Source organism: Curtobacterium poinsettiae (assembly GCF_047226435.1).
In the GTDB taxonomy this organism is placed as follows: Bacteria; Actinomycetota; Actinomycetes; order Actinomycetales; family Microbacteriaceae; genus Curtobacterium; species Curtobacterium poinsettiae.
In genome coordinates, this window is record NZ_CP178434.1 from 515,290 (window position 1) to 540,612 (window position 25,323).

The 25,323-nt window shown below is 71.9% G+C and carries 18 protein-coding genes; 10 read left to right on the forward strand and 8 right to left on the reverse strand.

Annotated features, from left to right (window positions below; all coding sequences use genetic code 11):
* Window positions 1–32: 32 nt before the first annotated feature.
* From ACL00U_RS02505 to ACL00U_RS02515, 3 genes are all read right to left on the reverse strand, one after another.
* Window positions 33–2,000 (reverse strand): phospholipase C, encoded by a 1,968-nt coding sequence (locus tag ACL00U_RS02505; RefSeq protein ID WP_412873775.1) that lies wholly within the window; start codon window positions 1,998–2,000, stop codon window positions 33–35.
* Window positions 2,001–2,162: 162 nt separating this feature from the next.
* Window positions 2,163–3,587, reverse strand: coding sequence for an iron uptake transporter deferrochelatase/peroxidase subunit (efeB, locus tag ACL00U_RS02510; protein WP_412873776.1), 1,425 nt, complete (start codon window positions 3,585–3,587; stop codon window positions 2,163–2,165).
* Window positions 3,584–4,777 carry an EfeM/EfeO family lipoprotein gene (locus ACL00U_RS02515; RefSeq protein ID WP_307360080.1) on the reverse strand — a complete coding sequence of 398 codons (1,194 nt, stop codon included), beginning with the start codon at window positions 4,775–4,777 and terminating at the stop codon, window positions 3,584–3,586. The genes efeB and ACL00U_RS02515 overlap by 4 nt, the downstream gene beginning before the upstream one ends.
* A 759-nt stretch (window positions 4,778–5,536) precedes the next feature.
* Between ACL00U_RS02515 and ACL00U_RS02520 the strand changes: the two genes are divergently transcribed.
* A complete protein-coding gene (locus tag ACL00U_RS02520) occupies window positions 5,537–5,953 on the forward strand; it encodes a hypothetical protein (RefSeq protein ID WP_042539144.1) in 417 nt (138 codons plus the stop codon).
* Between the two features lie 49 nt (window positions 5,954–6,002).
* On the opposite strand, the gene ACL00U_RS02525 is transcribed toward ACL00U_RS02520, so the two are convergent.
* Window positions 6,003–6,800 carry an HAD-IIA family hydrolase gene (locus ACL00U_RS02525; protein WP_017886329.1) on the reverse strand — a complete coding sequence of 266 codons (798 nt, stop codon included), beginning with the start codon at window positions 6,798–6,800 and terminating at the stop codon, window positions 6,003–6,005.
* A gap of 188 nt (window positions 6,801–6,988) precedes the next feature.
* Here ACL00U_RS02525 and ACL00U_RS02530 point away from each other — a divergent pair, with 188 nt between their 5' ends.
* A complete protein-coding gene (locus tag ACL00U_RS02530; RefSeq protein ID WP_017886328.1) occupies window positions 6,989–7,678 on the forward strand; it encodes a TetR/AcrR family transcriptional regulator C-terminal domain-containing protein in 690 nt (229 codons plus the stop codon).
* A gap of 42 nt (window positions 7,679–7,720) precedes the next feature.
* Window positions 7,721–8,368 (forward strand): TrmH family RNA methyltransferase, encoded by a 648-nt coding sequence (locus tag ACL00U_RS02535; RefSeq protein ID WP_056069460.1) that lies wholly within the window; start codon window positions 7,721–7,723, stop codon window positions 8,366–8,368.
* A gap of 103 nt (window positions 8,369–8,471) precedes the next feature.
* Here the strand turns inward: ACL00U_RS02535 and ACL00U_RS02540 are convergent, their stop codons facing one another.
* Window positions 8,472–9,461, reverse strand: a complete 990-nt coding sequence (locus ACL00U_RS02540) for a LacI family DNA-binding transcriptional regulator (RefSeq protein WP_017886326.1) — start codon at window positions 9,459–9,461, stop codon at window positions 8,472–8,474.
* Window positions 9,462–9,647: 186 nt separating this feature from the next.
* Here ACL00U_RS02540 and ACL00U_RS02545 point away from each other — a divergent pair, with 186 nt between their 5' ends.
* On the forward strand, window positions 9,648–10,619 hold the full coding sequence (locus tag ACL00U_RS02545; RefSeq protein WP_263137106.1) for an endonuclease domain-containing protein: 972 nt from the start codon (window positions 9,648–9,650) through the stop codon (window positions 10,617–10,619).
* 78 nt (window positions 10,620–10,697) lie between these two features.
* Here the strand turns inward: ACL00U_RS02545 and ACL00U_RS02550 are convergent, their stop codons facing one another.
* From ACL00U_RS02550 to ACL00U_RS02560, 3 genes are read right to left on the reverse strand one after another with little or no spacing between them, the layout of a single operon-like run.
* Entirely contained in the window at window positions 10,698–12,932 is a 2,235-nt protein-coding gene (locus tag ACL00U_RS02550; RefSeq protein WP_159557274.1) for a YhgE/Pip family protein, read from the reverse strand.
* Window positions 12,929–13,717, reverse strand: a complete 789-nt coding sequence (locus tag ACL00U_RS02555; protein ID WP_259575652.1) for a hypothetical protein — start codon at window positions 13,715–13,717, stop codon at window positions 12,929–12,931. Before ACL00U_RS02555 ends, ACL00U_RS02550 begins: the two co-directional genes overlap by 4 nt.
* Window positions 13,714–14,364 (reverse strand): TetR/AcrR family transcriptional regulator, encoded by a 651-nt coding sequence (locus tag ACL00U_RS02560; protein WP_194590366.1) that lies wholly within the window; start codon window positions 14,362–14,364, stop codon window positions 13,714–13,716. Before ACL00U_RS02560 ends, ACL00U_RS02555 begins: the two co-directional genes overlap by 4 nt.
* 160 nt (window positions 14,365–14,524) lie before the next feature.
* Here ACL00U_RS02560 and ACL00U_RS02565 point away from each other — a divergent pair, with 160 nt between their 5' ends.
* The 6 genes from ACL00U_RS02565 to ACL00U_RS02590 all read left to right on the forward strand — a co-directional run bounded on the left by ACL00U_RS02565 (window position 14,525) and on the right by ACL00U_RS02590 (window position 25,249).
* The gene (locus ACL00U_RS02565) at window positions 14,525–18,172 is read left to right on the forward strand and encodes a S8 family serine peptidase (protein ID WP_250894424.1); all 3,648 of its coding nucleotides are present in this window, start codon (window positions 14,525–14,527) and stop codon (window positions 18,170–18,172) included.
* Between the two features lie 154 nt (window positions 18,173–18,326).
* Window positions 18,327–18,491 (forward strand): hypothetical protein, encoded by a 165-nt coding sequence (locus ACL00U_RS02570; RefSeq protein ID WP_159557278.1) that lies wholly within the window; start codon window positions 18,327–18,329, stop codon window positions 18,489–18,491.
* Window positions 18,492–18,721: 230 nt separating this feature from the next.
* Window positions 18,722–20,056 carry an adenylosuccinate synthase gene (locus tag ACL00U_RS02575; RefSeq protein ID WP_017886319.1) on the forward strand — a complete coding sequence of 445 codons (1,335 nt, stop codon included), beginning with the start codon at window positions 18,722–18,724 and terminating at the stop codon, window positions 20,054–20,056.
* 2 nt (window positions 20,057–20,058) lie between these two features.
* A complete protein-coding gene (locus tag ACL00U_RS02580; RefSeq protein WP_031259331.1) occupies window positions 20,059–20,616 on the forward strand; it encodes a hypothetical protein in 558 nt (185 codons plus the stop codon).
* A 158-nt stretch (window positions 20,617–20,774) separates the two neighbouring features.
* On the forward strand, window positions 20,775–22,577 hold the full coding sequence (locus ACL00U_RS02585; protein ID WP_017886317.1) for a S53 family peptidase: 1,803 nt from the start codon (window positions 20,775–20,777) through the stop codon (window positions 22,575–22,577).
* Window positions 22,574–25,249: a hypothetical protein gene (locus tag ACL00U_RS02590; protein ID WP_412873777.1), complete on the forward strand. Its 2,676-nt coding sequence runs from the start codon at window positions 22,574–22,576 to the stop codon at window positions 25,247–25,249. Before ACL00U_RS02585 ends, ACL00U_RS02590 begins: the two co-directional genes overlap by 4 nt.
* Window positions 25,250–25,323: the final 74 nt, after the last annotated feature.

A 25,323-nucleotide genomic window follows, 5' to 3' on the forward strand; every position in this document is an offset into this window, starting at 1 on the left:
ACGCGTCGTGTCAGTCGGCCCGACGCTCCGTGTCAGTCGGCCCGACGGCGGAGCTGGCGACGGCGGATGACGACCAGAGCGGTGCCGGACATCAGGAACACGATCGCGGCGATCGTGACCCCGGTGAGCTGCGCACCGGTGAAGGCCAGGCGCGTCGCGGACGGGTCGGTCGCGGACGGGTCGGCGGCGACGGTCTGCCCCGCGGCCCCGGCTCCTGCTGAGGCACTCGAGACCGGCGCTGCCCCGCTCCCCGTGCCCGTGCCCGCACCCGTGCTCGAGCCGCTGCCGGTCCCACCAGCGGAACCGGTGCTCGCGCCCGTACCGCTGCCGGAGCCCGTGTGCGGCTTCGTCGTGGGCTTCGGGGTCGGCTTCGGCGTGACGGCCGTCGACACGATCCGCGAGACCGCACCCGTCTTGGTGTTCAGGAGCACCTCGCGGTGCTGCGGGTGCGTGAAGTCGAACATGCCCCGGAGGGACCCGGCACGAGCATCGAACGACTGGTCACCGATCCGGCCCGTCGACCAGTTGTCCTCGATGAACTTCGTGGTCGAGGTCTGCTCGATGGCGGTGTGGTCGACGTGGTCCTGCTTGGCGAACGGCGAGATGACCAGGTACGGCAGCCGCTGCGAGGGGCCGCAGCGGTCGAGGTACCCACCGGCGACACCGACCTTGGTCGCGGCCGTGGTGCAGACCGTGGTGTCGTTCGAGGAGTCCGTCGAGCCGTTCAGGATCGTCGGCGCGACGTGGTCGTACCAGCCGTCCGAGTCGTCGTAGTTGATGACGATGGCCGTGCTCGACCACTCCGGCGACCGCTCGATCTCGTTGATCTTCGACGTCAGGAACTTCTGCTCGTCGAGCGGGTCGGAGTACGCGGCGTGGCCGTCCTGGGCCTCGGGTGCCTTGAGGAAGGACACGGCGGGCATCCGGTGCTCGGCGAGGGCCGTGTCGAACGCGGACAGGTCGTACTGGTGGTTCGCCCGGTCGGTGGAGCCGATCATGCGGTCGCTCGTCGGTGCCAGGTGGTGCGGGTTCGACGTCGACGCGTAGTACGCGAACGGGTTGTGGTGCGGCGAGTAGTCGTTGCTGACCGAGCCGCCGACGTTCGTCGTGGTGGCGTCGCACTTGGCGAGCGTGCCGGTGCCCGCGTAGGCCGTCGTCGGGGTGAAGCCGCCCTGGAACCAGCCCCAGGTGACGCCCTTCGCGTTGAGCAGGTCGCCGATGTTCTTGCCCGACATCTTCACCAGGTTCGACGTCGACGTGTGGTCCTTGTCGGAGCAGTCGTCGTAGGCGGGGTCCGGGTCGGCGGTGACGGTGCCCTGGCCCGCGGCGTCCTTCGCGACGACGGCGGTCGAGGTCGGCACCGTGGCACCGGTGACCGAGTCCACGCCGGTGCCGCCGTGGGTGTTGCCGCTGATCAGGTTGAGCGCCCCGGGGGTGGAGGGGCCGAAGCCGGTGTCCCAGGCGTTGTCGCTCATCGCGTAGTTCTGGGCGTAGTTCCACAGCCCCGTGGTGGTGTTGCCGTCGTAGTAGTCCATCGTCAGGCCCGGCGACCCGTACAGCCCGGTGCAGGTGTCCACCGAGGTGCTCTCGACGAACTTGTCCATGGCACCGCCGTCGACGGCCTTCTGCTCGGGCAGGTAGTTGTGGTTCTGGTCGCAGGTGAGCGCCTGGGCGGGCGTCAGCCGTGACGGGGCGTAGGCGTTCGGGTTCTTCGTCAGGGTGCCGGAGGACGCGAGCGTGTTCACCTTCGGGGTGCTCCGTGCGGCGGTGAAGCGGGTGCCGTCGGTGTTCGCGGCCTTCGGGTAGGTGCCGAAGTAGTGGTCGAACGACACGTTCTCGTCGTACATGACGACGACGTGCTTGATCGGGGTGGTGGTCCTGAGGGAGTTGTCCGCGGCGGACGCCGACTGCGGGATGGCGAGGGCCGTCCCGGCGACGGCCGCCAGGGCCATGATGGCGAGCGCGCCCTGTTGGACGCGTCGTTCGGAAGGTCGGAACACGTGGAACCTCTCACTGGTCGGGACGGTGGGGTGGTGGGGGAGCGGTGGGGCCCGGCGGGCGGGCGGGTCCGGGCGGGTCCGTGCGGGTCCGTCCGTGCGGGTCCGTGCGGGCGGGGCCGTGCGGGCGACGGCCCGGGCTCGGATGTGCGAGCGTCGGCCCGGCTAAGTCCGTGCGAGCAGTCGACGGCCCAGCCAGTCGTCCGCGTGGCGGACCCCGGGCAGGGCGAAGAAGTAGCCGCCGCCGACCGGTGACACGTAGTCGACCAGGGGCTCGTCGACCAGGCGCTTCTGCACGGCGACGAACTGCCGTTCCAGGTCGGCCTGGAAGCACGCGAACAACAGGCCCATGTCGAGGTCGCCGTTCGTGTCGGTGCCGTTGTCGTAGTTGTACGGACGGCGGAGCATCTGCTGCGCACGCGCCTCGGCGGTGCGCGGGTTCGCCAACCGGATGTGTGCGTCCATCTGGATGACGTCGCCGGTCGGGTCGTCCTGGTACCGGGGGTCGTCGAACTCGCCGCTGCGGGTGAGCGGGGCACCCGAGTCGCGGTGCCGGCCGATCATGTTCTCCTGCTCGTGCAGCGAGACGCGGTCCCAGAACTCGACGAACATCCGGATGGTCCGCACGACGTGGTAGCTGCCTCCGGTGACCCAGTCGGGTTCGCCGTCCTGTCCACCGCGGGTCCAGACCAGGTCGTCCATCACGCTGCGGTCCGCGGTGGAGGGGTTGCCGGTGCCGTCCTTGAACCCGAGCAGGTTGCGCGGGGTGCCGGAGGGGCGCGGCGGGGACGCGAAACCGTCCTGGCGCCAGCGCACCTGCATGCCGCCGCGGGTGGCCCGGGCGATGTCGCGGACGGCGTGCAGGACGGTGTCGGTGTTGTGCGCGCACACCTGCAGCAGCAGGTCGCCGTCCGAGATCGACCGGTCGAGGTCGTCGTTCGGGAAGTCCTCCATCGTCCGCAACCGCGCCGGGCGCTGCCCCGACAGGCCGTACCGGTGGTCGAAGAGCGAGGCGCCGACGCTCGCCGTCACGGTGAGCCCGTCGGCCGCGACCTGCGGTCCGAGCACGCCGGAGTCGGCCGGCGGCGCGGTGATCCCGACGTCGGCAGGCGTGCCGCCGCGGGTCAGGAACCGGGCCCGCTCGGTGATCGTCCGGAGCAGGTCGGCGAGGTCCCCGCGGTCGGCCGCGGTCACGTCGAACGCCAGGAACGCCGACTGTCGCTGCGCGGGTGTGGTGATCCCGGCCTGGTGCGCGCCGTGGAACGCGTACGAGGCGTCGGCACCGCCGGTGGTCGCGGCGGCTGCCTGGAGGCCCGTCCCACGCCCGGCGGTGAGGCTCGCTGCCGCCGCGGCGGCTCCGGCACCTGCCCCGACCGCGCTGGTCAGGAACGCGCGGCGTCCGACCCCGCGGGTGGGGCCGGGCTGCTGCTGGTCGTCCGGTGCGCCTGAGGGACACACACTGCCGTCGGCGGAGAGCCCGAGGCGGGCGTGCGCCTCGGCCATCCGGCGGTACGTCGCCGCGTCCATCCCGCGTGGGCGCTGCTGGCTCCGGGGACCCGCCGGGCCCGGGCGCTGCGGTCGTTCGGTCACGAGGTCCTCCTCGGGTCGCAGATGGCGGCGACGGGCGCGAGCTGTTCGAGCGCAGCGTCGAGGTCGGCGTCCAGGTGCTCGCGGGCGGTGCGGTCGAGACCGTCGAGGGTGTCCCAGCTACCGTCGGTCCGTCGGTGTGACTCGACGTCGGCGCGCAGGGTCGCCAGCGCACGGTCGGTGGCCCGGAGGCCCGGGTAGCGGGTCCGCAGGATCGACCGGAGCGGCTCGAGCGCGTGCTCCGTCCCGCTGATGTTCGCGTCGATCGTCGCCAGTGCCGTGTGGCTGCCGGCGTCGGTGGCCCCGGTCGCCTCGAAGCGGAGCGCGTTCTCGAGGATCTCGTGCGAGCGCAGGCCGATGTCGAGCGGGTCGACCCGCTGGGTGGGGAACGTCCGGCGCAGGTGTTCGACGGCGGCGACCAGGGCGTCTGCGGGTGCGACGGCGCGGCTGCTGGGCACTCCGGACCACAGCAGCGCCTCGAGGCGGTGGAAGCCGGTCAGGTGCGGGTCGTCGAGTGCGGTCCGTCCGGCGGCCGGGAGCCCGTCGATCGCGGTGTCGTCGTCCCCGAACGCGCCGTAGGCGGCTCCGAGCTGCTCGTACTCGCGGTGACCGACCAGCCAGTCCCGTCGTGCGGCCCGGACGTCACCCGTCCGGACGTCGGAGTCCAGTGCACGCACGTCGGCGAGCAGCGTCGGCAGGCGGCTCTCGATCCAGTCGCCGTACGACTTGGCGGCGGGGATCAGGTCGTCGCGGGTGACCGGGACGATCCCGGGGGTCTCGTCGCTGACGTGCGTGGCGCCGCGCAGGTGGACGATGGGCCCGGTGCCGGGGTTCGCGTCGGCGGGCAGGCAGCGGAACCGGTACTGGCCGCGCGGGAGTCGGACGCCGTAGTCGTGCGTCGCACCCGCTCCCAGCCCCTCCGCGTCGAGGTAGACCGCGCCGTTCGTGGGGTCGACCAGCTGCACCTCGATCCCGGCGACGGAGGTGTTGTGGATCCGGAACGTCTGGGGGCCGGCGAGAGCGCGGTCCGGACTCGCGGGCCACCCCGTTCCGCAGGCGTCGGTGCCGGCCTGCACGGTGACCGCGCTCGCGTGCGGCGCCGTCGGAGGGACCAGGTGCGGGGCGACGATCGCGGTCCCCACGAGTGCTCCGAGCGCGCCGACGACCACTGCCGTCGTGGCACGAACCGACATCGGCACCGATGACCCCATCCTGTAGTAATTCACAGAAAACCCTGGTCAGAGCCGCTTTCAGCTCGACCAGGGCAACCCTAGGGTCGCTCCCGGGGCAGTTTTCCCGTCGTTCACCGCGGAACGGTTCTGTTCACCCGATCGTCATGCGGGCCGCGCCGCGCCGCACGGGCGCGCCCGGGGTGCGCGCCCCCGTGCGAGCTTGACGGCTGGGTGCGGCGCTGCAGGCTCGCACGGAACCACCAACCCGGCACCAGCTGCCCAACCCCGCACCGTGCGCCGCCGCCAACCTCGCGCCCGGCCGCGGCACCCGCTGCTCAACCTCGCACGGTGCGCCGCCGCCAACCTCGCGCCCGCTCTGTCTCGCCGGGCTCGGCACGGTGCAGGTTCGTACATGCGGTGCGAGCTTGACGGCTGGGTGCGGCGCTGCAGGCTTGCACCGAACCAGCACCGCGGCACCAGCTGCCCAACCTCGCACCGTGCGCCGCCGCCAACCTCGCGCCCGCCCCGTCTCGCCGGGCTCGGCACGGTGCGGGTTCGTTCATGCGGTGCGAGCTTGACGGCTGGGTGCGGCGCTGCAGGCTCGCAAGGAACCACCAACCCGGCGCCCGCTGCCCAACTCCGCACCGTGCGCCGCTGCCGCCCACCGTGCGCCGCCGCCACCCACCCCGCGTGCGACCTCGCCACGCCCCCACCCCCCCCGCACGGCGCAGGCTGCACTCCGAAAGCCGCCCGGGGTGCGTGGGCCGCTAGGGTTCCACCATGAGCATGCAGCCGACCGGTGGGGCGCCGGCGCCGAGCCCCGTACTCGTCTCGATCGGATCCGTGGGGGTGACGCAGGACCGCATCGTCACGCCGAGCGGGACCTGGCCGGCCGCGCAGGTGAACATCACCGCGCAGGACCAGTCGTCGTCGACGTCGCACATCCCGACGTGGGCGATCGTGATGACCGTCATCACGGTGTGGTTCTTCCTGCTCGGACTCCTGTTCCTGCTCGCGAAGGAGCGACGGACGCAGGGCAACGTCTCCGTGTCGATCTGGGCCGCGAACGGTCAGTCGCACACCGAGTTCGTGCAGGTCTTCTCCGAGGAGCAGCGCGTCGACGTGTTCAACCGGGTCTCCTATGCGCAGAACATCATCGGTCAGGCGCGCTGGCGCGAGTCGGCTGCCGGCAACTGACCGGCCACCGGCGCACTGCCGACGGCCCGACGCCGGTGGGTCGTCAGGGCTAGAGCTCGACCTCGAACGGCTCGGTGCGCACGAGTTCGTGCACGCCGGAGATGACCTCGCTCGGACGGAACGGGTACCGGTCGATCTCGGCCTGGTCGCTGATCCCCGTCATCACGAGCACGGTGTGCAGCCCCGCCTCGATGCCGGCCTGCACGTCGGTGTCCATCCGGTCGCCGATCATGCCGGTGTTCTCGGAGTGCGCGCCGATCCGGTTCATCGCCGACCGGAACATCATCGGGTTCGGCTTGCCCACCACGTAGGGCTGCTTGCCGGTCGCCTTCTCGATCATGGCCGCGATGGCGCCGGTGGCCGGCAGGACCCCCTCGGCGCTCGGGCCGGTGGCGTCGGGGTTCGTCACGATGAACCGTGCGCCGTCGCGGATGAGCCGTACGGCCTTCGTGATCGCCTCGAACGAGTAGTTGCGGGTCTCGCCGACGACGACGTAGTCGGGAGCGGTCTCGGTCATGATGAACCCGGCCTCGTGCAGGGCGGTCGTCATGCCGGCCTCGCCGATCACGAACGCGGACCCGCCCGGCATCTGCGACTTGCAGAAGTCGGCCGTCGCGAGCGCACTCGTCCAGATCCGCTCTTCGGGCACGTGCAGGCCGGAGCCCCGCAGCCGGGCGCTCAGGTCGCGCGGCGTGAAGATCGAGTTGTTCGTCAGCACGAGGAACTCGGTGCCGTCGTCGAGCCACTGCTGGATGAGCTCCGGCGCGCCGGGGAGCGCCTGGTTCTCGTGGACGAGCACGCCGTCCATGTCGGTCAGCCAGCACTCGACGTCGTCTCGGGTCGCCATGCGCCTCACCCTACTGCGCGGGGGTTCAGGTCCGGCTCGCGTCGGCTCGTGGCCGGCTCGGAAAGGGCCGGGAGGCCCGGGGCGGCTCTTGCGCGCTGCTGCCAGACCCGAGATGGTCGAGACACCGAACCGCGGTCGGGTTTGCCCTACGCTTTTCGGGACACGTACCGAATCAAGGAGGCCCCCTCGTGCTCGTCGAACCCGGAACCCCGTCCACCGCGCCCCGACCCACCCCGGTGTCGGAGACGGAGCTCGAGGTGACGCCGCGACGACGCCGAGGCCGCCCGAACGTGCTCTCCCGCGAGCAGGTGATCGACGCCGCCACGACCATCGCGAACGAGGACGGCCTCGACCGGCTGTCCTTCCGTGCGTTGGGCGTCCGGCTCGGCGTCGCCCCGATGACCGTGCACCGGACCATCGGCGGCCTGGACGACCTGCACGCCGAACTCGTCCGCCGCACGGTCGACGAGTTCACCGCCACCTTCGTCTGGCCCGACGAGTGGCACGCCGTCGTCCGCACCTTCGCCACGACGTTCCGCGACCTGATGCGCACCCACCCGCTCGTGCTCGAGTCGCACAGCCAGCGGGCCCCGCTCGCCTCGACCGAGTCGGACGCCGTCGTGGCGAAGGTCGTCGGTGCCCTGCAGGACGCCGGGCTGCCGCCGGCCGAGGCGATGTACGCCTTCTTCGTCGTCTACGACTTCGTGGTCGGGCACGCCGGGGTGCAGGTCGGACGCGGGGACTCCGAGGCCGGCCGACCCGAGCGGCACCGCCTGGTGGGCGAGATCCTCGGCGAGCACTCCTACGACGACCGGTTCGCGCTCGGCCTCGACATCCTGATCGCCGGCATCGAGGCGCGCATCGCCCGCACCGCCTGAGCCGGCGGCGCCCGACCCCGCGCCCGGCCGTACGCTGGTCGGGTGACCACTGCGCCCGAACCGTCGCACGAGCTGACGACCAACGGGGTGGGGCCGCACCCGGAACCCTGGCCCGACGACCCGAGGCTCGACCCGGAGCTGCTCGCCGCGGGGGATTCCCGGAACGTGCTCGACCGCTACCGGTACTGGTCGATGGACGCGATCGTCGCCGAACTCGACACCCGCCGGCACGCGTTCGACGTGGCGATCGAGAACTGGCAGCACGACCTGAACATCGGCTCGATCGTGCGGAGCGCCAACGCGTTCCTCGCCGGCACGGTGCACATCATCGGACGGCGGCGGTGGAACAAGCGCGGGGCGATGGTGACCGACCGCTACCAGCACGTCCGGTACCACCCCGACGTCGAAGCGTTCCTCGCCGCGATGGCCGATGAAGCGCGACCCGTCGTCGCCATCGACAACACCCCCGGGGCCGAACGCATCGAGACCGCGACGATCCCGGAGCGCTGCGTGTTCCTGTTCGGGCAGGAGGGCCCCGGACTCACCGAGCAGGCGGTCGCCGGTGCCGACGCGCACCTCGAGATCACGCAGTTCGGGTCGACGCGGAGCATCAACGCCTCGGCCGCCGCGGCGATCGTCATGCACAGCTGGGTCGTCCAGCACGCGGAGTTGCCCGGCGCGACGTCGTGAGCAGAAGTGGTCGGGTGCGGGCCCTGGACCCGACCATTCCTGCTCACGAAGCGGGCGTGACGGACGCGGGGCGGGCCTCCCGGCCGGGGGCAGGGGTGCCGCGTCAGCGCGCGGCGGTGGTGCGGCGCGCGACCAGGCGGGGTTCGACGAGCAGTTCCGTCGCGGCGATCCGCGGATCGGCGATGCGGGCGAGCAGACGCTCGCCGGCGCCGCGGCCAATCTCGACACTGCGGTCGTCGATGCTCGTCAGGCCGACGTACCGCATCGCGGCCACGGGGGTGTCGTCGTAGCCGATGACGGAGACGTCCTCGGGGACGCGCAACCCGCGTTCAGCGAGTTCGGACAGGGCACCCAGGGCCATCACGTCGTTCGCGGCGAAGACCGCCGTGACGTCCGGGTGCTCGTCGAGGAGCATGCCGAGGGCACGCGAACCGGCCTCTTCGGTGGGCTCGCCGGGCAGCACCGTCGTGACGACGGACGCACGTGTCGCCGCTACCTGCTCGAACCCGGCCTGGCGTTCCGCCGAGGCCGCCGAACTCGCACCGACGAACCCGAGTCGGGTGTGCCCGAGGTCGAGCAGGTGCTGCGCCGCGATGCCGCCACCGGCGTGGTCGTCGTTCGCCACCGTGTCGGCGCGCGGGATCGCGACGCGGCCGCCGGCGATCACGAGCGGCATCGAGGCGGGGATCGCCAGGTCGGTGGTCGGCTCGCCGGCGATCACGATGCCCTCGACGCGCATGGACAGGAAGCCCTCGACCGGTGAGGCGTCGAGCCCCGTGTTGAGGAAGCGGTCGGCGACCACGAGCCGGTGCCCCTGGTCCTGCAGGCTCTCGCGCAGGCCGGTGAGCAGGTCCACGAACCACTGGTTGCGGAAGTCGTCCAGCACCACACCGATGGTGCGGCTGCGGGTGCCGGCGAGGGACACTGCCGCGGTGGAGGGCCGGTAGTCGAGCTCCTGGATCGCCTTGAGCACCGCGGCCCGGCGCTGGTCGCTGACCCGGGGGGAGCGCTGCAGCACGAGGGAGACGAGGGACTTGGAGACCCCGGCGCGTGCGGCGACGTCGTAGATGGTCGCGGGCTTGCCGTCTCCCATGATGCGCTTCGACCTCCGTTGGCTCGTGCGTCGATCGTAGCGGTTGACGTGACATGGCCCTGCGGGCGGGCGGGGTGTGGGGGTCGGTTTCGCTTCGTGAGCAGAAATGGTCGGGTGTGGCGCCGCGACTAGACCTTTTCTGCTCACGATCTGCGTGTGGCTGGTCCTCCACACGGGAGGCCCGGGGTGCGTTGTACACAGAAGTCGCGTTCGGCGCGCGAGCAGTGGGCGCTGGGCGCGAACGTGGTGGACATGCGAGCACGACCACTTCCGACACCGCTGCGCGGGCGCGCGTTCGACATCAGCGCGGCCGACCGCGCCGGCGTCTCCCGACAACGACTCCGACGGCGTGACCTGGTCCGGCCGACCCGGTCGATCCGCTGGGCACGTGATCGTCCGCCCGACCCGGTCCACCGGATCCGGGCACTCCGGCCGCTCCTGGTTCCCGGGCAGTTCATCAGCCACGTCTCGGCGGCGGTCCTCTGGCAGCTCCCCGTCCCTGTCGCCGACGACGCCCCGGTGCACGTCACGAGTCCCGTACCGATCGCGCAACCGCGACGCCGCGGGGTCGTCGGGCATCGCATCACGCCGGACCGTGCCCGGGTGACGGAGCGGTGGGGGATGCCGACGAGCACGCCCGCGGCGCTGTGGGTGGACTGCGGTGCGATGCTCTCGGTCGACCAGCTCGTCGTGCTCGGGGACGCCATCGTCACGGAACGACGGTGCGGGACGACGATCGACGACCTCGCCGCGGCCGTCGCCCTGGCCGGAGCACGATCGGGAGTCCGCAAGCTCCGGGTCGCACTCGAGCTCGTGCGGGTGGGCGCCGGGTCGCCGCAGGAGACCCGAGCGAGGCTGGCGATCGTCCGCGCGGGGCTGCCCGAGCCCGAACTGCAGTTCGAGGTGCTCGACGAAGCTGGACGGTTCGTCGGCCGCGTCGACCTGGCCTACCCGGAGCACCGCATCGTCATCGAGTACGAGGGCGACCACCACCGGACCGACGCCGAGCAGTGGGGCCGTGACCTCCGCCGCTACCGTGAGATGGAACGACTCGGCTGGGTGGTGGTCCGGTGGACCAAGTCCGACCTGACGCTGCACCGCTCAGCCGCAGTGGCGCACCTGAAGACGCTCCTTGCACGCGGAGGTCGCGTCGAGTGAGCAGAAGACGACGGGTCGCTATTGCACACCCGTTGTCTTCTGCTCACTCGATGTCGCGGCGCCGCCGCCCCGCGCCCGCTACCCGATCAGGCTCGGGCGCAGGTCGCGCAGCGTGCGGGAGCGGGTCTGCCGCGCCGTGACCACGAAGGACACCAGGAGCGCCCCGAGCAGCCAGCAGAGCAGCACGCCCGCGTCGGACCACGCGGCGCCGAGGTTCCCGCCGTACATCGTCTGCCGGATCGCGTCGACCGAGTACGTCATCGGCAGCGCGAAGTGCAGCGCTGCCAACGGCCCAGGCAGCGTCTGCCACGGGAACGTCCCACCGGCGGTGACGAGCTGCACGAGCATGAGCACCAGGCCGAGGAACTGTCCCACCGATCCGAGCAGCACGTTGAGCGCCATGATGATCGCCGCGAAGGTCGCCGAGGCCAGCACCATGATCCCGATCGTGCCGCCGACGTGCACCACGTTCAGGTCGAGGGCGAAGCGCACGATGAAGAACAGCGCCACCATCTGCACCAGGCCGAGGAGGGCCGGGGTCAGCCAGCCACCGAACACCACCGCGAGGGGCTTCCGCACCGCGGTGATCGCCCGCTTCGAGATCGGCTTGAGGATGAGGAACAGCGCGTACATGCCGATCCAGGCCGCGAGCGAGATGAAGAACGGCGCGAGGCCGGCGCCGTAGTTCGACGCGGCGGCGACGTTGTCGTCCCCGACCTTGACCGGGTCGGAGATGACCGAGGCCTGCGACGCACGCTCCGAGGCGTTCGACGCCGGGATCTTCGTGCGGCCCTGGTCGAGCGACGACGCGAGCTTCGACGAGCCGGTCGTGAGCTTGTCCAACCCTGACGCGAGCGACGAGGCGCCCTGGTCGGCGGTCTTCGCACCGGTCGCGAGCTGGGACGCACCCGACGACAGGGTCGGGGCGGCCGAGGCCAATTTCGACGTGCCGTCGGCCACCTTCGACGCGCCCGACGAGACCTTCGAAGCACCGTTCGCGGCGGTGGCGATGCCGGACGACAGCTCCGGAGCCTTCGCGGCGAGCTTGCCGGTGCCGGCGGCGAGCGTGTCCGAGCCGTCGGAGAGTTGCTGGATGCCGCTCGTCAGCGCCGGGGCCTGCTCGGCGAGCCGGGAGGCGCCCGAGGACACCTGCGCGCTGCCGGTCTTGAGCTTCTGCAGGTTGCCGGACAGGTCGCCGGCACCGGTACCGAGCTTGGTGCTGCCGGCCTGCAGGTTGTCGAGCCCGGCGAGCAGCTGGGTCTTCTGTTCCGCGGAGAGCACCGTGGAGGCTTGGACGACGGGCTTCAGTGACGCGACGAGTTCGGGCGACTGCGCAGAGAGCTGCTGGACGCCCGCGATGAACGGTGCAGCCTTGTCGACGAGCTCGGCGTTGCCGCTGGCGACCTGCGACGCACCACTGGACAGGCGCGCCGAGTCCGACGGCAGCGAAGCCGTCTGGTCACGGAGCCGGTGCAGCCCGGACTGCAGCTGCTGCGCCCCACTGTCCAACTGCTGCGTCTGCGACGGCAGCGCCGCCGTCTGCTGCTGCGCGCTGGCCAGCCCGGACGCCAGGGTCGACGCCCCCGACGCCACCTGCTGCGCCCCGCTGTCCAGCTGCTGGGTCTGGGACGGCAACGACGCCGTGCCGGAGGCGAGCTCCGCCGCACCGGACGACAGCTTGCCGGTGCCGTCCGCGAGCGTGTGGGCACCCCGGTCCGCCTTCTTGGCCCCGGAAGCGAGCTCATCGGCACCGTCGACGGCGTCGCCGAGGCTGTCGCGGACGTCGGCGAGCCCGACGAGCAGGGTCTTCGCGGCCTGCTTGCCGACGCGCTCGGCGACGGCGGTGCGCATGGTCTTGCCCGCCTGCTCGGCGATGGTCGAGGCCAGGTACGAGTTCGTGTCGGCCGTCGTCATGACGAGCTTCGCCTGCGTCGGGTCGTCGGACTGCGCGGACACCAGGTGCTCGGAGAAGTCGTGCGGGATGGTGACGACGAAGTCGTAGGTGCCGTTCCGGACACCGGAGCGGGCGTCGGCGGCGCTCGTCTTCGTCCACTTGAAGTCGGCGCCGTCGATGGCTTCCTTCGTGACGTCCTTGCCGTAGTCGACCTGGTCGCCGTCCAGCGTGGCGCCGGCGTCGAGGTCCACGATCGCGGCGGGGATCTGGTCGAGCTTCGCGTACGGGTCGCGGTTCGCCCACAGGTAGGCGCCGCCGTAGAGCAGCGGCACGATCATCAGCGCGATGAACGCCAGGCGTGCGAGCGGGGTCGCGGTGAGCCGCGCGAGTTCTGCGCGGACGAGCGAGGTGGTGGTCACTTCTGTGCCTCCGTCGGGACGGTTGCGGATGCTGTGGTGACGGAAGGAGCGGCCGGGAGGCCCGGCTCGGTTCCGTCGGTTCGGGCCACGTCCTCGGGGTCCTCGGTCTGGGGCTGTTCGAGCGTCTCGGCGACGCCGAGCGTCTCGGCGACGCCGGGCGTCGCGACGTCGTCGTGCGTCTCGATCGTGTCGAGCAGGTGCTCGACGGTCGCGGCGGCGGCCTTCGAGGTCACCAGCACCACGGTCACGCCCCGTCGGGCGACGTCGCGGACCACCTGGAACCAGTCCTCGACGGCGCCGCCGTGCCGCTCGGGCGAGGTGATCACGATCCCGGTGACACCGTCGCGGAGCAGGGCGAGTTCGACGAGCAGCCGGATGCGCACGGCCGTCGGGACCCGCTGCACGGCGGTGTCGACGTAGTCCCGCAGTCCGAGCTCGTCGAGCACCGTGTCGACGTGCTCGCGGTTCGGGCGCTGCCCGGCGAACGCGAGTTCCTCGCGCACGATCTGCTTGAGGGTCAGGACGGGGAAGGGTTCGGCGATCCCGGGGGTGTCGACCAGCGCGAACGCGCGGCGGACGGCTGCCGGGTCCTCGTGCCCGTCGAGCAGCAGGCGGCCGGTGTCGGGCTGCATGCGGCCACCGGCGACGAGGGACGCGAGCACGGGTGCCTGCTCGGTCTCGACGGCGAGGACCCCCGGGCGTCCGGGCGCGGCGACGGCGGAGACGACGGGCAGGGGTGCGCCGGGCTCCTCGCCGATGCCGACGTGGTCGAGTTCGAGGGTCATACGTGGTCCTTCGGGGCGGGAGCGGGAGCTGCGGGTTCGGAGAGCAGTGCGGTGCGCCAGTCGATGCCGGCCGTGCCCAGCGCCGACACCACCACCATCCGCCGTCCGTCCTCGTCGCTCGTGCCGGAGCGGGTGGCTTCGTCGAGGACGGCGATGCACGCGCCCTCGACCAGGCGGCCGAGGGTCTCGGGGTCGACGTCGTCCCGCATCGCGCCGTCGGCGATGCCGAGCGCGCACGCCTGACGCACCTGCGAGCGCAACGGGGCGAAGACCTCGGCGACGGGTTCGGCGAAGGGGCTGCGCACGGCGATCCGGGCCATCGAGCGGACGTGCGAGACCTCGGTCCAGAGCGTCACCGCGATGGCGGCCAGGCGTGCGGCCGGCGGGAGCCCCTGCAGGTCCGACGTGGTGGGCATGGCGGCGGCGATCCGGGCGGCGCCGGCGGTCACGACCTCGCGCACCAGGTCGTCGCGCGAGGGGAAGTGCCCGTACACCGCGCGACGCGAGAGGCCGGCCGCGGCGGCGATCGTCTCGATGGAGGCGTCCGGGTCCTGCTGCAGGCAGGTCCGCGCCGCGTCGAGGAGTGCTGCCCGGTTCTCCGTGGCGTCGCGGCGGGGCGCGCGGGAGGGGTGCTCCGTGGTGGTCACGCACCCCATCGTAATAACGTGCACACGTGTGTGCAACTTAACAGGTTCCGTCCCCTGGACGAGGGGTGTCCCCCAAAGTGCGGACTGTCTTCCCTGAGAACGAACGCATAGCTTCACAGGAATCTCATGCGAACCACGGACTGAGCCTGGAGTGCCCTCTTTGAACCGTGCAACACCGAACACCGACCCGAAACCCACCCCCCATCGCTTCACCCGCGTCCTGACCGCCGGCATCGCCGTCGCGGCCCTCGCATGCGGCGGTCTCGCAGTCGGGGGCGCGGCCTCCGCTGCTCCGGCCGGGATCCCGGTGGCCGACCTCAAGCTCTCCGCGCCGCTCCGCGACGCCAAGCCGACGAAGACCGTCGCGGCGTTCGTGCGCACGACCGGCCAGGGCGCCCTCGAGGTGGACGCCAAGGCCAAGGGCGGCGACCTGACCCAGTCGCGCAGGCAGTCCGCCGCCGCCGCGGACCGCGTCGAGGCGATCCAGTCCACCGTCGCCGCGGTGCGGTCGGCCGTCAAGCGCGCCGATGCCGACGCGACCGAGCTCTACTCGACCGAGTACACCGTGCCCGGCGTCGCGGTCGTCGCCGACGTCGACGCGTTCCGGAAGATCGCCGAGCGCTCCGACGTCGAGAGCATCATCCCGCTCACGCCGAAGAAGATCGTCGAGCCGACGGTCAACGAGAACGCCGACGCCGCTCCCTCGGGCGTCGACCCGAGCCTGGTGCGCCCCGGTGCCGACGGAGTCTCGCCGAAGAACGCCGCGAGCGACGTCTACACGCGCTCGCTCAACGCCTGGCAGCAGACCGGCCACACCGGCAAGGGCGTCAACGTCGCCGTCCTCGACACCGGTCTCGACTACACGCAGGCCGACTTCGGCGGCCCCGGCACCACCGAGGCGTACCAGCAGGCCCTGGCGAACGCGAGCAGCGGCGCCCCGGACCCGAGCCTGTACGACGCGTCGAAGTTCCTGGGCGGGTACGACTTCGCCGGTGCGACGTACAACGCCAACCCCGAGGACCCGAACACCTACGACCCGGTGCCGGCTCCCGACGACAACCCGATCGACGGCAAGGGCGGCGACCACGGCACGCACGTGTCCGGCTCGATCGCGGGCTACGGCCTGACCGCCGACAAGCAGCAGTTCGACGGCGACTACACCAAGCTCACCACGCAGCAGGTGCAGGACATGTGGATCGGTCCGGGCACCGCGCCCGAGGCCGGCCTGTACGCCCTGAAGGTCTTCGGTGACAACGGCGGTTCGACCGACGTCACCGGTGCCGCGCTCGACTGGGTGGGCAAGGCGCTCACCGAGGGCAAGGACATCAACGTCCTGAACCTGTCGCTCGGCTCCGACTACGGTGCACCGGACGACCCCGACAACGCCAAGATCGACGCACTGACCGCGCGGGGCGTGCTCCCCGTGATCGCCTCGGGCAACGCCGACGACTTCACCGACATCGGTGGTTCGCCGGGCAACGCCGAGGGTGCGCTCACCGTCGCCGCGAGCGCCACCGGCCAGTCGCTCTACGACGGCGTGCAGGTCACCGCACCGGCCGACGTCGCGAAGACCTACCGGTCGCAGTACTCGTCCAACTTCAAGGGCACCCTGCCGGTCGAGGGCGACGTCGTCGTCCCGACCGCGAACATCGACGGCTGTGCCGCGTTCAGCGCCGCCGACGCCGCGAAGATCAAGGGCAAGGTCGTCTGGCTGAAGTGGACGGACGCCGCGCTCGAGTGCGGTTCCGCCGTGCGCTTCGACAACGTCGAGGCCGCCGGCGGTGTCGGTGTCCTGCTGGCGGGCACGCTCGACACGTTCGAATCCGGCATCGGTGGCAACGCGACCATCCCGGGTGCCGAGCTGACCGCGAAGAGCGTGGCGAGCCTCCAGGCCACCGCGAAGGCGGGGACCCTGCACGTGCGCTTCGCGGACGAGCTGAAGGGCTTCGAGGTCGCCATCGAGGCGGACGCCGTGAACACGCTCGCGTCGTTCACCAGCCGTGGTGTGCACGGGTCGTTCGACGACATCGTCAAGCCGGACATCGCCGGCCCCGGGGTCAACGTGATCTCGGCGGCGAACGGCACCGGTGACGGCCGCATGTCGATGAGCGGCACCTCGATGGCCACGCCGGACGTCGCGGGCATCGCGGCGCTGACGTTCCAGTCGCACCCGACCTGGTCTGCCCCGCAGGTCAAGGCGGCGCTGATGAACACGGCGACGCACGACGTGAAGGACGGCAACCGTTCGGCCACCCTGCTCCGCCAGGGCACCGGTCGCGTGGACGCGCTGCAGGCGGTCACCGCCGGCACCACGGTCCGCAGCGCCGAGAACGACCAGCTCGTCACCGCGTCGTTCGGTGTCGTCGAGGTCGCGAGCGGGACGAGCGAGACCCGCACCCTGCAGGTCGACAACACCGACAGCACGGCGCACACGTACGACGTGTCGTACCAGCCGCAGGTGTCGCAGCCGGGTGTGACCTTCGCGCTCAGCTCGAAGCAGGTGACGGTGCCCGCCAACGGCTCCGCTTCGGTCACGCTGACGTTCTCGGTCGCCGACCCGACGAAGCTCCGTCGTGTCATCGACCCGACGCAGGACGCCGTCCAGAAGGGTTACCAGCGCGAGTTCGTGACCGCTGCCTCGGGCATCGTGGCCTTCGCGCCGACCGACAGCACGCTCAACCCGATGCGCCTCGGTGTCTACGTGGCACCGAAACCCGTCAGTGCGGTGCGTGCGCGGACCACGGTCCCCTTCACGGGGCCGGGCAAGTCGGCCGAGCTCACGCTCAAGGGCCGCACGCTCGACCAGGGCGGCCTGACGACCGGCTACCACGCGGCCGTCGCCCCGTTCGTGCTCGGTGGCACCGACCCGGCCGAGACGTTCCCCGAGGGTTCGGCGGAGCAGTCGCTGCTGGCGGCCGACGTCCGTTCCTACGGTGCGTCGTACGACAAGGCGTCGGGCACCATCGCGTTCGGTGTGCAGACCGCCGGTCCGGATGCCGACCCCGGTGCCGTGACCAACGTCGAGGTCCTCATCGACACGAACCGTGACGGTGAGCCCGACTACCTGGTGTACGACGCGAAGTCGGCCACCATCGACGCCACGCTCGCGACGACGATGAACCTGGCAACGGGCAAGACGGTCGACGCACAGCCGCTCAACGGCGGAGCGGCCGGCCAGGACGTCAACACCTTCGACAGCTCCGTCAAGGTGCTGACCGTCGGTGCCTCGGCGATCGGCGCGTCGACGAAGTTCGACTACACCGTGCTGACCGAGTCGGCCTACGCCCCGGGTGCCGCCACCAGTGGTTCGTCGGTGGTGGACGAGACCAAGCCGGTCACGTTCGACCCGACCAAGCCGAAGCTGTCGTTCTCGCAGGACGGCGCCACCGGCGTGCTGTTCGCCGACGCCGACTCGCTGACGGTCACCCGCGCCTCGGGTGTCACCAAGGCGACGGTGCTGCTGCTCCACCTCGACAACGCGGCGGGCAAGCAGGCCGACACGTCGACCATCAACGTGGTCCCGCCGAAGCTCGCGCTGGCGAAGGGGAGCAAGGTCACGGTGAGCGGGACGGCGAAGGTCGGCTCGACCCTCACCGCGAAGCACGGCACCTGGAGCACGACGAAGGCGACGTACAAGTACCAGTGGCTGCGTGACGGCAAGGTCGTGAAGTCGGCCACGGGGTCGAAGGTCACGCTCGGCTCGTCCGACCTCGGGCACCGCATCAGCGTGCGGGTGACCGCCCATGCCTCCGGGTACGAGGACGGTACGGCGAAGTCCGGCGCGACCGCGAAGGTCACGCGCCGCTAGGACGGAGCCGGGGCGCGGTTCGCGCGCCACACGGTGAGCAGGAGATGTCGGGTCCCTCGTGGGGACCGGGCATCTCCTGCTCCTTCGTCGCCCGGAACGCGTGTTCGGGACAGGTAGTTAGACAAACTAGTGAACCGGTGCCAGTGTGGCTCCCATGCAGAGCACGCTGAACCAGCTCCGGTCCAACCCGGTCGAGTGGCGCCGTCGTGGACTCACTCCGCCGGACGTCATCCAGGCCATGATCGAGCAGCGTCTGGCCGAGCCGGGGCACTCCCAGCTCGTCGGGGACCCGTCGTACCAGGACTTCTTCCGGAGCTGATCCGGACACCGTCGGACGGTCCGGGACGCACCGGACGACGGAGGGGAGGCGCGGTGCCAGCTGGCACCGCGCCTCCCGTCCGTCCGTCTGGTCGCGTCCGGAGCCTCGCGCAGCGCGCCGTCCACAGGGGCGTCACGCCGGGTGGCGCGCAGGTGACCAGCCGATAGACTCGGGTGGACCACCGGCCCGGACGGCCGTGTGCGGTCCTCCGCCAACGTGAGGAGAACCAGATGCCCGCAGCAGTCATCATCGGAGCCCAGTGGGGCGACGAGGGCAAGGGGAAGGCCACCGACCTCCTCGGCTCCCGCATCGACTACGTCGTGAAGTTCAACGGCGGCAACAACGCCGGCCACACCGTCGTCGTCGGCGGCGAGAAGTACGCCCTGCACCTGCTGCCCTCCGGCATCCTGACGCCCGGCGTGACCCCGATCATCGGCAACGGCGTCGTCGTCGACCTCGAGGTGCTGTTCCAGGAACTCGACGCCCTGCGTGCCCGCGGCGTCGACGTCTCGAAGCTCCTCGTGTCGGCCAACGCCCACGTCATCACGCACTACCACCGCACCGTCGACAAGGTGACTGAGCGGTTCCTGGGCAAGCGCCAGATCGGCACCACCGGTCGCGGTATCGGCCCGACCTACGCCGACAAGATCAACCGCGTCGGGATCCGGATCCAGGACATCTTCGACGAGAACATCCTGCGCCAGAAGGTCGAGGCCGCGCTCGACCAGAAGAACCACCTGCTGGTCAAGGTCTTCAACCGCCGCGCGATCGACCCGGAAGAAGTCGTCGAGTCGCTGCTCTCGTTCGCCGAGCGCCTGCGCCCGATGGTCGCCGACACCGCCCTCGAGATCCACCGTGCGCTCGAGCGCGGCGAGACCGTCCTGTTCGAAGCCGGCCAGGCCACCATGCTCGACGTCGACCACGGCACCTACCCGTTCGTCACCTCGTCGTCCGCGACCGCCGGTGGCGCCGCGACCGGTTCGGGCATCGGCCCGGGCAAGCTCGAGCGGATCATCGGCATCGTCAAGGCGTACACGACCCGCGTCGGCGCCGGTCCGTTCCCGACCGAGCTGTTCGACGAGTCGGGCGAGTTCCTGCGCGCCAACGGCTTCGAGTTCGGCACCACCACCGGCCGCCCGCGCCGCTGTGGCTGGTACGACGCCCCGATCGCCCGCTACACGGCACGCATCAACGGTGTGACCGACTTCGTGCTCACCAAGCTCGACGTCCTGACCGGGCTCGAGACGATCCCGGTGTGCGTCGCGTACGAGGTCGACGGCGTCCGCGTCGACGAGGTCCCGGTCAACCAGTCCGACTTCCACCACGCGAAGCCGGTGTACCAGGAGTTCCCCGGCTGGACCGAGGACATCACCGGAGCCCGCACCTTCGACGACCTGCCGAAGAACGCGCAGGACTACGTCCTGGCGATCGAGGCGATGTCCGGCGCACGGATCTCCGCGATCGGTGTCGGCCCCGGCCGTGACGCCATCGTCGTGCGGCACGACCTGCTCGGCGACGACGAGCGTGCCGACCAGCGCGCCGGCGAGCGCACCGACGCAGCGTGACGATGCGGATCCTGTTCGTCTGCAGCGGCAACATCTGCCGGTCGCCGCTCGGCGCGCAGGTCCTGACGGCACGACTCGGCCCGGACGCCCCCGCGTTCGTGGTCGAGTCGGCCGGCACCATCGCCGACGACGGCGCCGCGATGGACGCCGCCGCGGCCGAGCAGTCCGTCCGGCTCGGGGGCGCCCCCTCGGCGCACCGGTCGCGGTACCTGACGGCCGAGATCGTCGCGAGCGCTGACCTGGTGCTGACCGCGGAGCGATCGCACCGTGCAGCCGCCGTCTCCCTGGCGCCCCGGGCTTCCAAGCGGACCTTCACGATCAAGCAGTTCGCGCGGGTGCTCGCCGGCCTCGAGCCCGGTGACCTGGCCGACGTGACGACCCCGCAGGAACTCGTGGAGCGCGTCGCCCGGCTGCGGGGCACGGTCCCGCCGCCCGCCGACCCGGCCGACGACGACGTGGACGACCCCTACCGTCGCTCGACGGCGACGCATCAGCGCGTGGCCGACGAGGTCGACGTGGCCCTGACGGGCATCGCGGACGCATTGCGCGCCGTGGTCTGACCCCCTGACGGACAGGAGGCCCGGTGTCAGTTGACACCGGGCCTCCCGTTTGTCCCGACTGCTCGTGTCCTGCGAGTGATAACGATTATCAGTTGCATGTAAGGTCGCTGTGGCAGCGCGCAGCGCTGCGTCCCCGCCTCTCAGCAGACCAGGAACCCATGCGTCCACGCTTCCTCATCGGTGCGCTCGCGCTCGCCGTGATCATCCCCGGCACGCTCCTCGTGCGCCCCGCACCGCCCTCGCCCGACCGACCGCTCGCGGACTCCGTCCCCGCCTGGACCGCACACGCCGAGCGCGGCGACCCGGTGACCGCCGACGAGTTGTCCCTCACCGTCCTCCTCGACCCCGTGCACCTCGACCGCGCCCCGGCCGTGGCGACCTGGTTGCGCGGTGCCGGGCTCCACGTCGGCCCCGTCGAGCGCTCGATCGCATCCCTGCCCGTTCGCGGGACGGCCGCGCGCATCGCGGACGCCTTCCACACCTCCTTCGCGCGGTGGGACGTCGCCGGACAGAGCGCCGTGGCACCGGTCCGCGCCCTCGCCGTGCCACGCGGGCTGACCGCCGTCGTCGGCGTGTCCGGAGCCGTTGACTCTGACGCCGTCCGACCGACCGAGACGACCACTGCAGCAGCGGCGGCACCCACCCCGGCACCGGGTGAGACCGTCCCGCGACCGCCGGTCCTGGCCGACGACGGACAGTGCGCCGCATGGTGGGGCGAGCGCCTCACTACGGACTGGCCCGCATCGGTGCCGGTCACGCACCGATCGAACGCGCTGTGCGGGTACCAGCCGGCCCAGTTGCGCGAGGTCCACGACGTGCCGGCCGGGTACACCGGACGCGGCGCGACCATAGCGATCGTCGCCGCCTACGACGACCCCGACGTCGAAGCGAACACGGACACCTACTTCCGGGCGGCGGGCGCCCAGCCGTTCCGCTCGGGGCAGTACCAGCACCACGCTCCGGCGTCGCCGGACACCTCCCGCTGCGGCGGGCCGCAGAGCTGGACAGAGGAGCAGCACCTCGACGTGCAGGCGGTGCACGCGATGGCCCCCGACGCCGACATCGAGTACTGGGGTGCCGACGACTGCAGCACCACCTCGTTGTTCTCGCGGATCCTCGACGTCGTCGAACACGGCAGTGCGGACGTCATCAGCCTGTCGTTCGGGTCCACCGAGGACCTGGACACCGCGGACGACCGGACGCTGCTGAACCGGGTGCTCGTCGAGGCGGGGGCCCGGGGCATCTCGGTGTTCGCGTCCTCTGGCAACGACGGCGACAACAGCGCCGTCGGTGACCACGACTCCGGCCCCGACGTGTCGTCGCCGGCGTCCAGCCCGTACGTGACCGCGGTCGGAGCGACCAGCACCGGGCTCGCCCGTGACGGTTCCGTCGCGGTCGAGGCTGGTTGGGAGACCGAGACCCGCTTCGCGCGCAACGGTGCCCTCATCCCGCCGGGCTTCGCGTACGGCGCCGGCGGCGGCCAGTCCGACGTCTACGGCCGACCGACGTGGCAGCGCCAGCTGCTCGACGAACCGGGGACCGGGCGACTCGTCCCCGACGTCGCGTCGATCGGTGACCCCAACACCGGCTTCGTCGTGTACGGGCCACACAAGGGCGTGACCGGCTACGTCACGCACGGCGGCACGAGTCTGGCGACCCCGATGGTCGCCTCGATGGTCGCCATGGCCAAGGCCGCCACGGGGGTCCGGATCGGGCTCGTCACGCCGATGCTCTACGAGATGCTCGGGACCGACGCCGTCCGCGACGTCCGCCCCGCTTCCGCTGCCACCTGGTCGCCGCGCGGGCCCGATGCCGGAGCGCTGTGGCCCGAGACCCTGTTCCTCTGGGACACCGGTCGGCAGGGACTCCGGTCCGCACCCGGCTGGGACGACGTGACCGGGGTCGGCGTCCCCGCCGGCCGCGCCTTCTTCACCGCGTTCGCCGAGGAGGCCCGCCGATGACCGATCGTCCACGCACCAGTTCCGTCATCGCGCTCGCGGCCTCGGCACTGCTCGGCATCGGCCTCGTGGCGCCCATGCTCGCGCTGCCGGCCAGCGCGGACACCGCGGCCGACGGCGCCACCCTCGCCGCCGCGTCGGGCGTCGAACTGACCGACATCGACGGTGGCACGCTCACCGCACCGACCCCGGCCGTGCGCTGGGACTCGGGCGACCCGACGGTGGCCCGGGTCGACACGACGCAGGACGTCCTGAAGCTCAGCACCACCCGCACGAGCGGTCTGCGCTCGGAGGCCGGCCCGGACGGGGCGACCTCGACGATCGCGAGCGGGGAGTTCACCCTGCGCGATCGTCCCCCCGTCGTGTTCACCGGACTCCGCGCCGCGTGCACTCCCGGCGGCACCCCCGCGGTGTCGTTCGACCGCCTGACCATCGACGGCGACGACGTCACCACCGAGGCCACCGCGACGCCCGGGTGGAGCCGCGACCTGCCGGAGTCCCGTTACGGCGCCACCAAGGTCGTCGTCGGTAGCACCACGACGGCCGCCGACGGCACCACGACGACGGTCGCGCTCCGCATCGACGCCGAAGCCGGTGCCTCCGAGATCTGGCGCGTCCGTGCCGGATCGGTCTCCTGCGCGGCGGGTGACCGCTGGCCGGCACCCACCCCGACGCCGACGCCGACGCCCACCCCGACCCCGGCTCCGACGCCTGATCCCGCGCCGCAGCCGACCCCGGCCCACGGCGACGCCCTGGCCACCCGGAGCGTCAGCGGTGTGCAGGTGACTGCCCCGGACGGAACCGTGCTCATCGACGGGCAGCCCACGGTGACCGGCGTCGCGAAGCGCACCGCCGACCGGGTCGACGCTGCCGACGGTTCCCCGTCGACCGCACGTGGGGTCACCGTCTCGACTGCGGCGGACGGTACTTCGGACGTGCACCTCGACTCGTTCGAGCAGATCCCCGACCGGGCCTCGGACCCGGTCGCGGAGTACCGCTGGCCAGCGCTGCGCGTGTACGGCCTCGACGCCCACCTCACGCCGGAGGGGACGATGACCGTGGACTTCGCGAACGAGTCGAACGCGGTGTTCGTCAACGGGGTGTGGATCAACACCGCCACCGACCTGTACACCGGCGTCGACGCTGACGGCAAGGAGCGGGTCAGCGTGGCCTTCGGGGAGCGCACGGTGCACGCGGACGGCAGCACGACCCTGACCGCGCTGCACTACCGCGACCTGACGGGGGCGCACCCCGACGTGCGGCTCGGCGCCGTCACGATCCCGGCGAGGGCGAGCAGCCCGACGGACGCTCGGGTCACCGCCGCCTTCGGGGTGGGCGTCCGGGGGACGGACGGTACGGCGCTGGTCGCCCCGCAGCCGCGGATCACCAGTGCCGGGGAACACCGTTCCGCCGCCCGCATCGACGCGACCGCCGGCTACCCCGCCCGGGCAACCGACGTCACGGCGGCGATCGGGGACGACGGCGACACCGCGACCATTTCGGTCGGGCACTTCGAGCAGATCCCGGACGAGGCCACCGACCCCGTCGCCGCCTACCGCTGGCCGGCACTCCGCGTGAACGGGTTGCACGCCGAGGTGACGGCGGCCGGCACGATGACGGTCTCCTTCGACGACGAGTCGAACGCCGTGTTCGTCAACGGGGTGTGGATCAACACCGCCACCGACCTGTACACGGGGCTCGCCCCGGACGGGACCGAACGGGTCCGCGTCCACATCGGCGAACGGACCGAGAACCCGGACGGGACCGTCACGCTCACGGCGCTCCGCTACGAGGACCTGACCGGGACGCACCCCGACGTGCTGCTCGGCCAGGTGACGTTGGCGGCGGCGCAGCCCGCCCCGGACCCGACCCCGGGAGGGGGCGGCACCACGCCGACACCGGAGCCGCACGACCCGGCCATCGCACGCTGGCACGCCTTCGCGCTCCGGGCATCCGGACCGAGCGACGTCCCGGCACAACCCGTCGCTGCGCCCGCCGCCGACGGCACCACCGTGACCGAGCGGGCGGACGAGGCCGGGGACGGCGCCACCGGACAGCTGCGTGTCGACGGGGTCACGGTGCGGTCGGCGAGTGACCGCGGCGAGGTCCGACTCGAACGGGTCGTCCTCTACCCGGGCACGAGCATCGCCGGCGAGCTCCGTGACGTCCGTGTCCGGGTGACCCACGGCGGTGCCACCGTGACGACCGCGGGTGGGCAGATCGCGGGCACCACCATCCCGGCGGGCACGATCCGGGCGAACACCCGGATCGCCCTGCCCGGCGGGCTGGGGAAGGTCGTGCTCAACGAGCAGCGGACCCGCGGGCGGGACCGGACCGTCACCGCGCTGCACCTGAGCGACCCCGCCGGGTTGGCAGCCGACGTGTCGGCAGCGGTGGTCACCACGGCAAAGGTCGATCCGCCCGCGAACGGCGGGAATGGCGGGCAGGGCGGCGGCAGCGCAGCCGGAGGCCCGGGCAACGAAGCGGCTCCCGGTGCCCTGACGCCGGACGGCACGAGCCCGGCCGGTACGAGCGGTACGAACGGCATCGGGACGGGCAGCGGAGACCTCGCGTTCACCGGTGCCTCGCTCCTGCCGGGCCTCATCGCGGCGGTGCTCCTGTTCGGTGCGGGTACCGCGATGGTGGCGCTGCGGCGTCGACGGCGCGTGCGCTGACCGCAGGCCCGCGGGATCGCGGGACGTCAGGCCCGGTGCCGGTCGGCACCGGGCCTGACGTCCGCCGCGTGGGG

What these genes read in the sequence shown, in the direction of transcription:
- ACL00U_RS02515 (WP_307360080.1), bottom strand. Translation starts at nt 4,777, where the DNA reads ATGTCGGTTCGTGCCACGACGGCAGTGGTCGTCGGCGCGCTCGGAGCA.
- ACL00U_RS02520 (WP_042539144.1), top strand. Translation starts at nt 5,537, where the DNA reads ATGAGCATGCAGCCGACCGGTGGGGCGCCGGCGCCGAGCCCCGTACTC.
- ACL00U_RS02525 (WP_017886329.1), bottom strand. Translation starts at nt 6,800, where the DNA reads ATGGCGACCCGAGACGACGTCGAGTGCTGGCTGACCGACATGGACGGC.
- ACL00U_RS02540 (WP_017886326.1), bottom strand. Translation starts at nt 9,461, where the DNA reads ATGGGAGACGGCAAGCCCGCGACCATCTACGACGTCGCCGCACGCGCC.
- ACL00U_RS02555 (WP_259575652.1), bottom strand. Translation starts at nt 13,717, where the DNA reads ATGACCCTCGAACTCGACCACGTCGGCATCGGCGAGGAGCCCGGCGCA.
- ACL00U_RS02570 (WP_159557278.1), top strand. Translation starts at nt 18,327, where the DNA reads ATGCAGAGCACGCTGAACCAGCTCCGGTCCAACCCGGTCGAGTGGCGC.
- ACL00U_RS02575 (WP_017886319.1), top strand. Translation starts at nt 18,722, where the DNA reads ATGCCCGCAGCAGTCATCATCGGAGCCCAGTGGGGCGACGAGGGCAAG.
- ACL00U_RS02580 (WP_031259331.1), top strand. Translation starts at nt 20,059, where the DNA reads ATGCGGATCCTGTTCGTCTGCAGCGGCAACATCTGCCGGTCGCCGCTC.
- ACL00U_RS02585 (WP_017886317.1), top strand. Translation starts at nt 20,775, where the DNA reads ATGCGTCCACGCTTCCTCATCGGTGCGCTCGCGCTCGCCGTGATCATC.
- ACL00U_RS02590 (WP_412873777.1), top strand. Translation starts at nt 22,574, where the DNA reads ATGACCGATCGTCCACGCACCAGTTCCGTCATCGCGCTCGCGGCCTCG.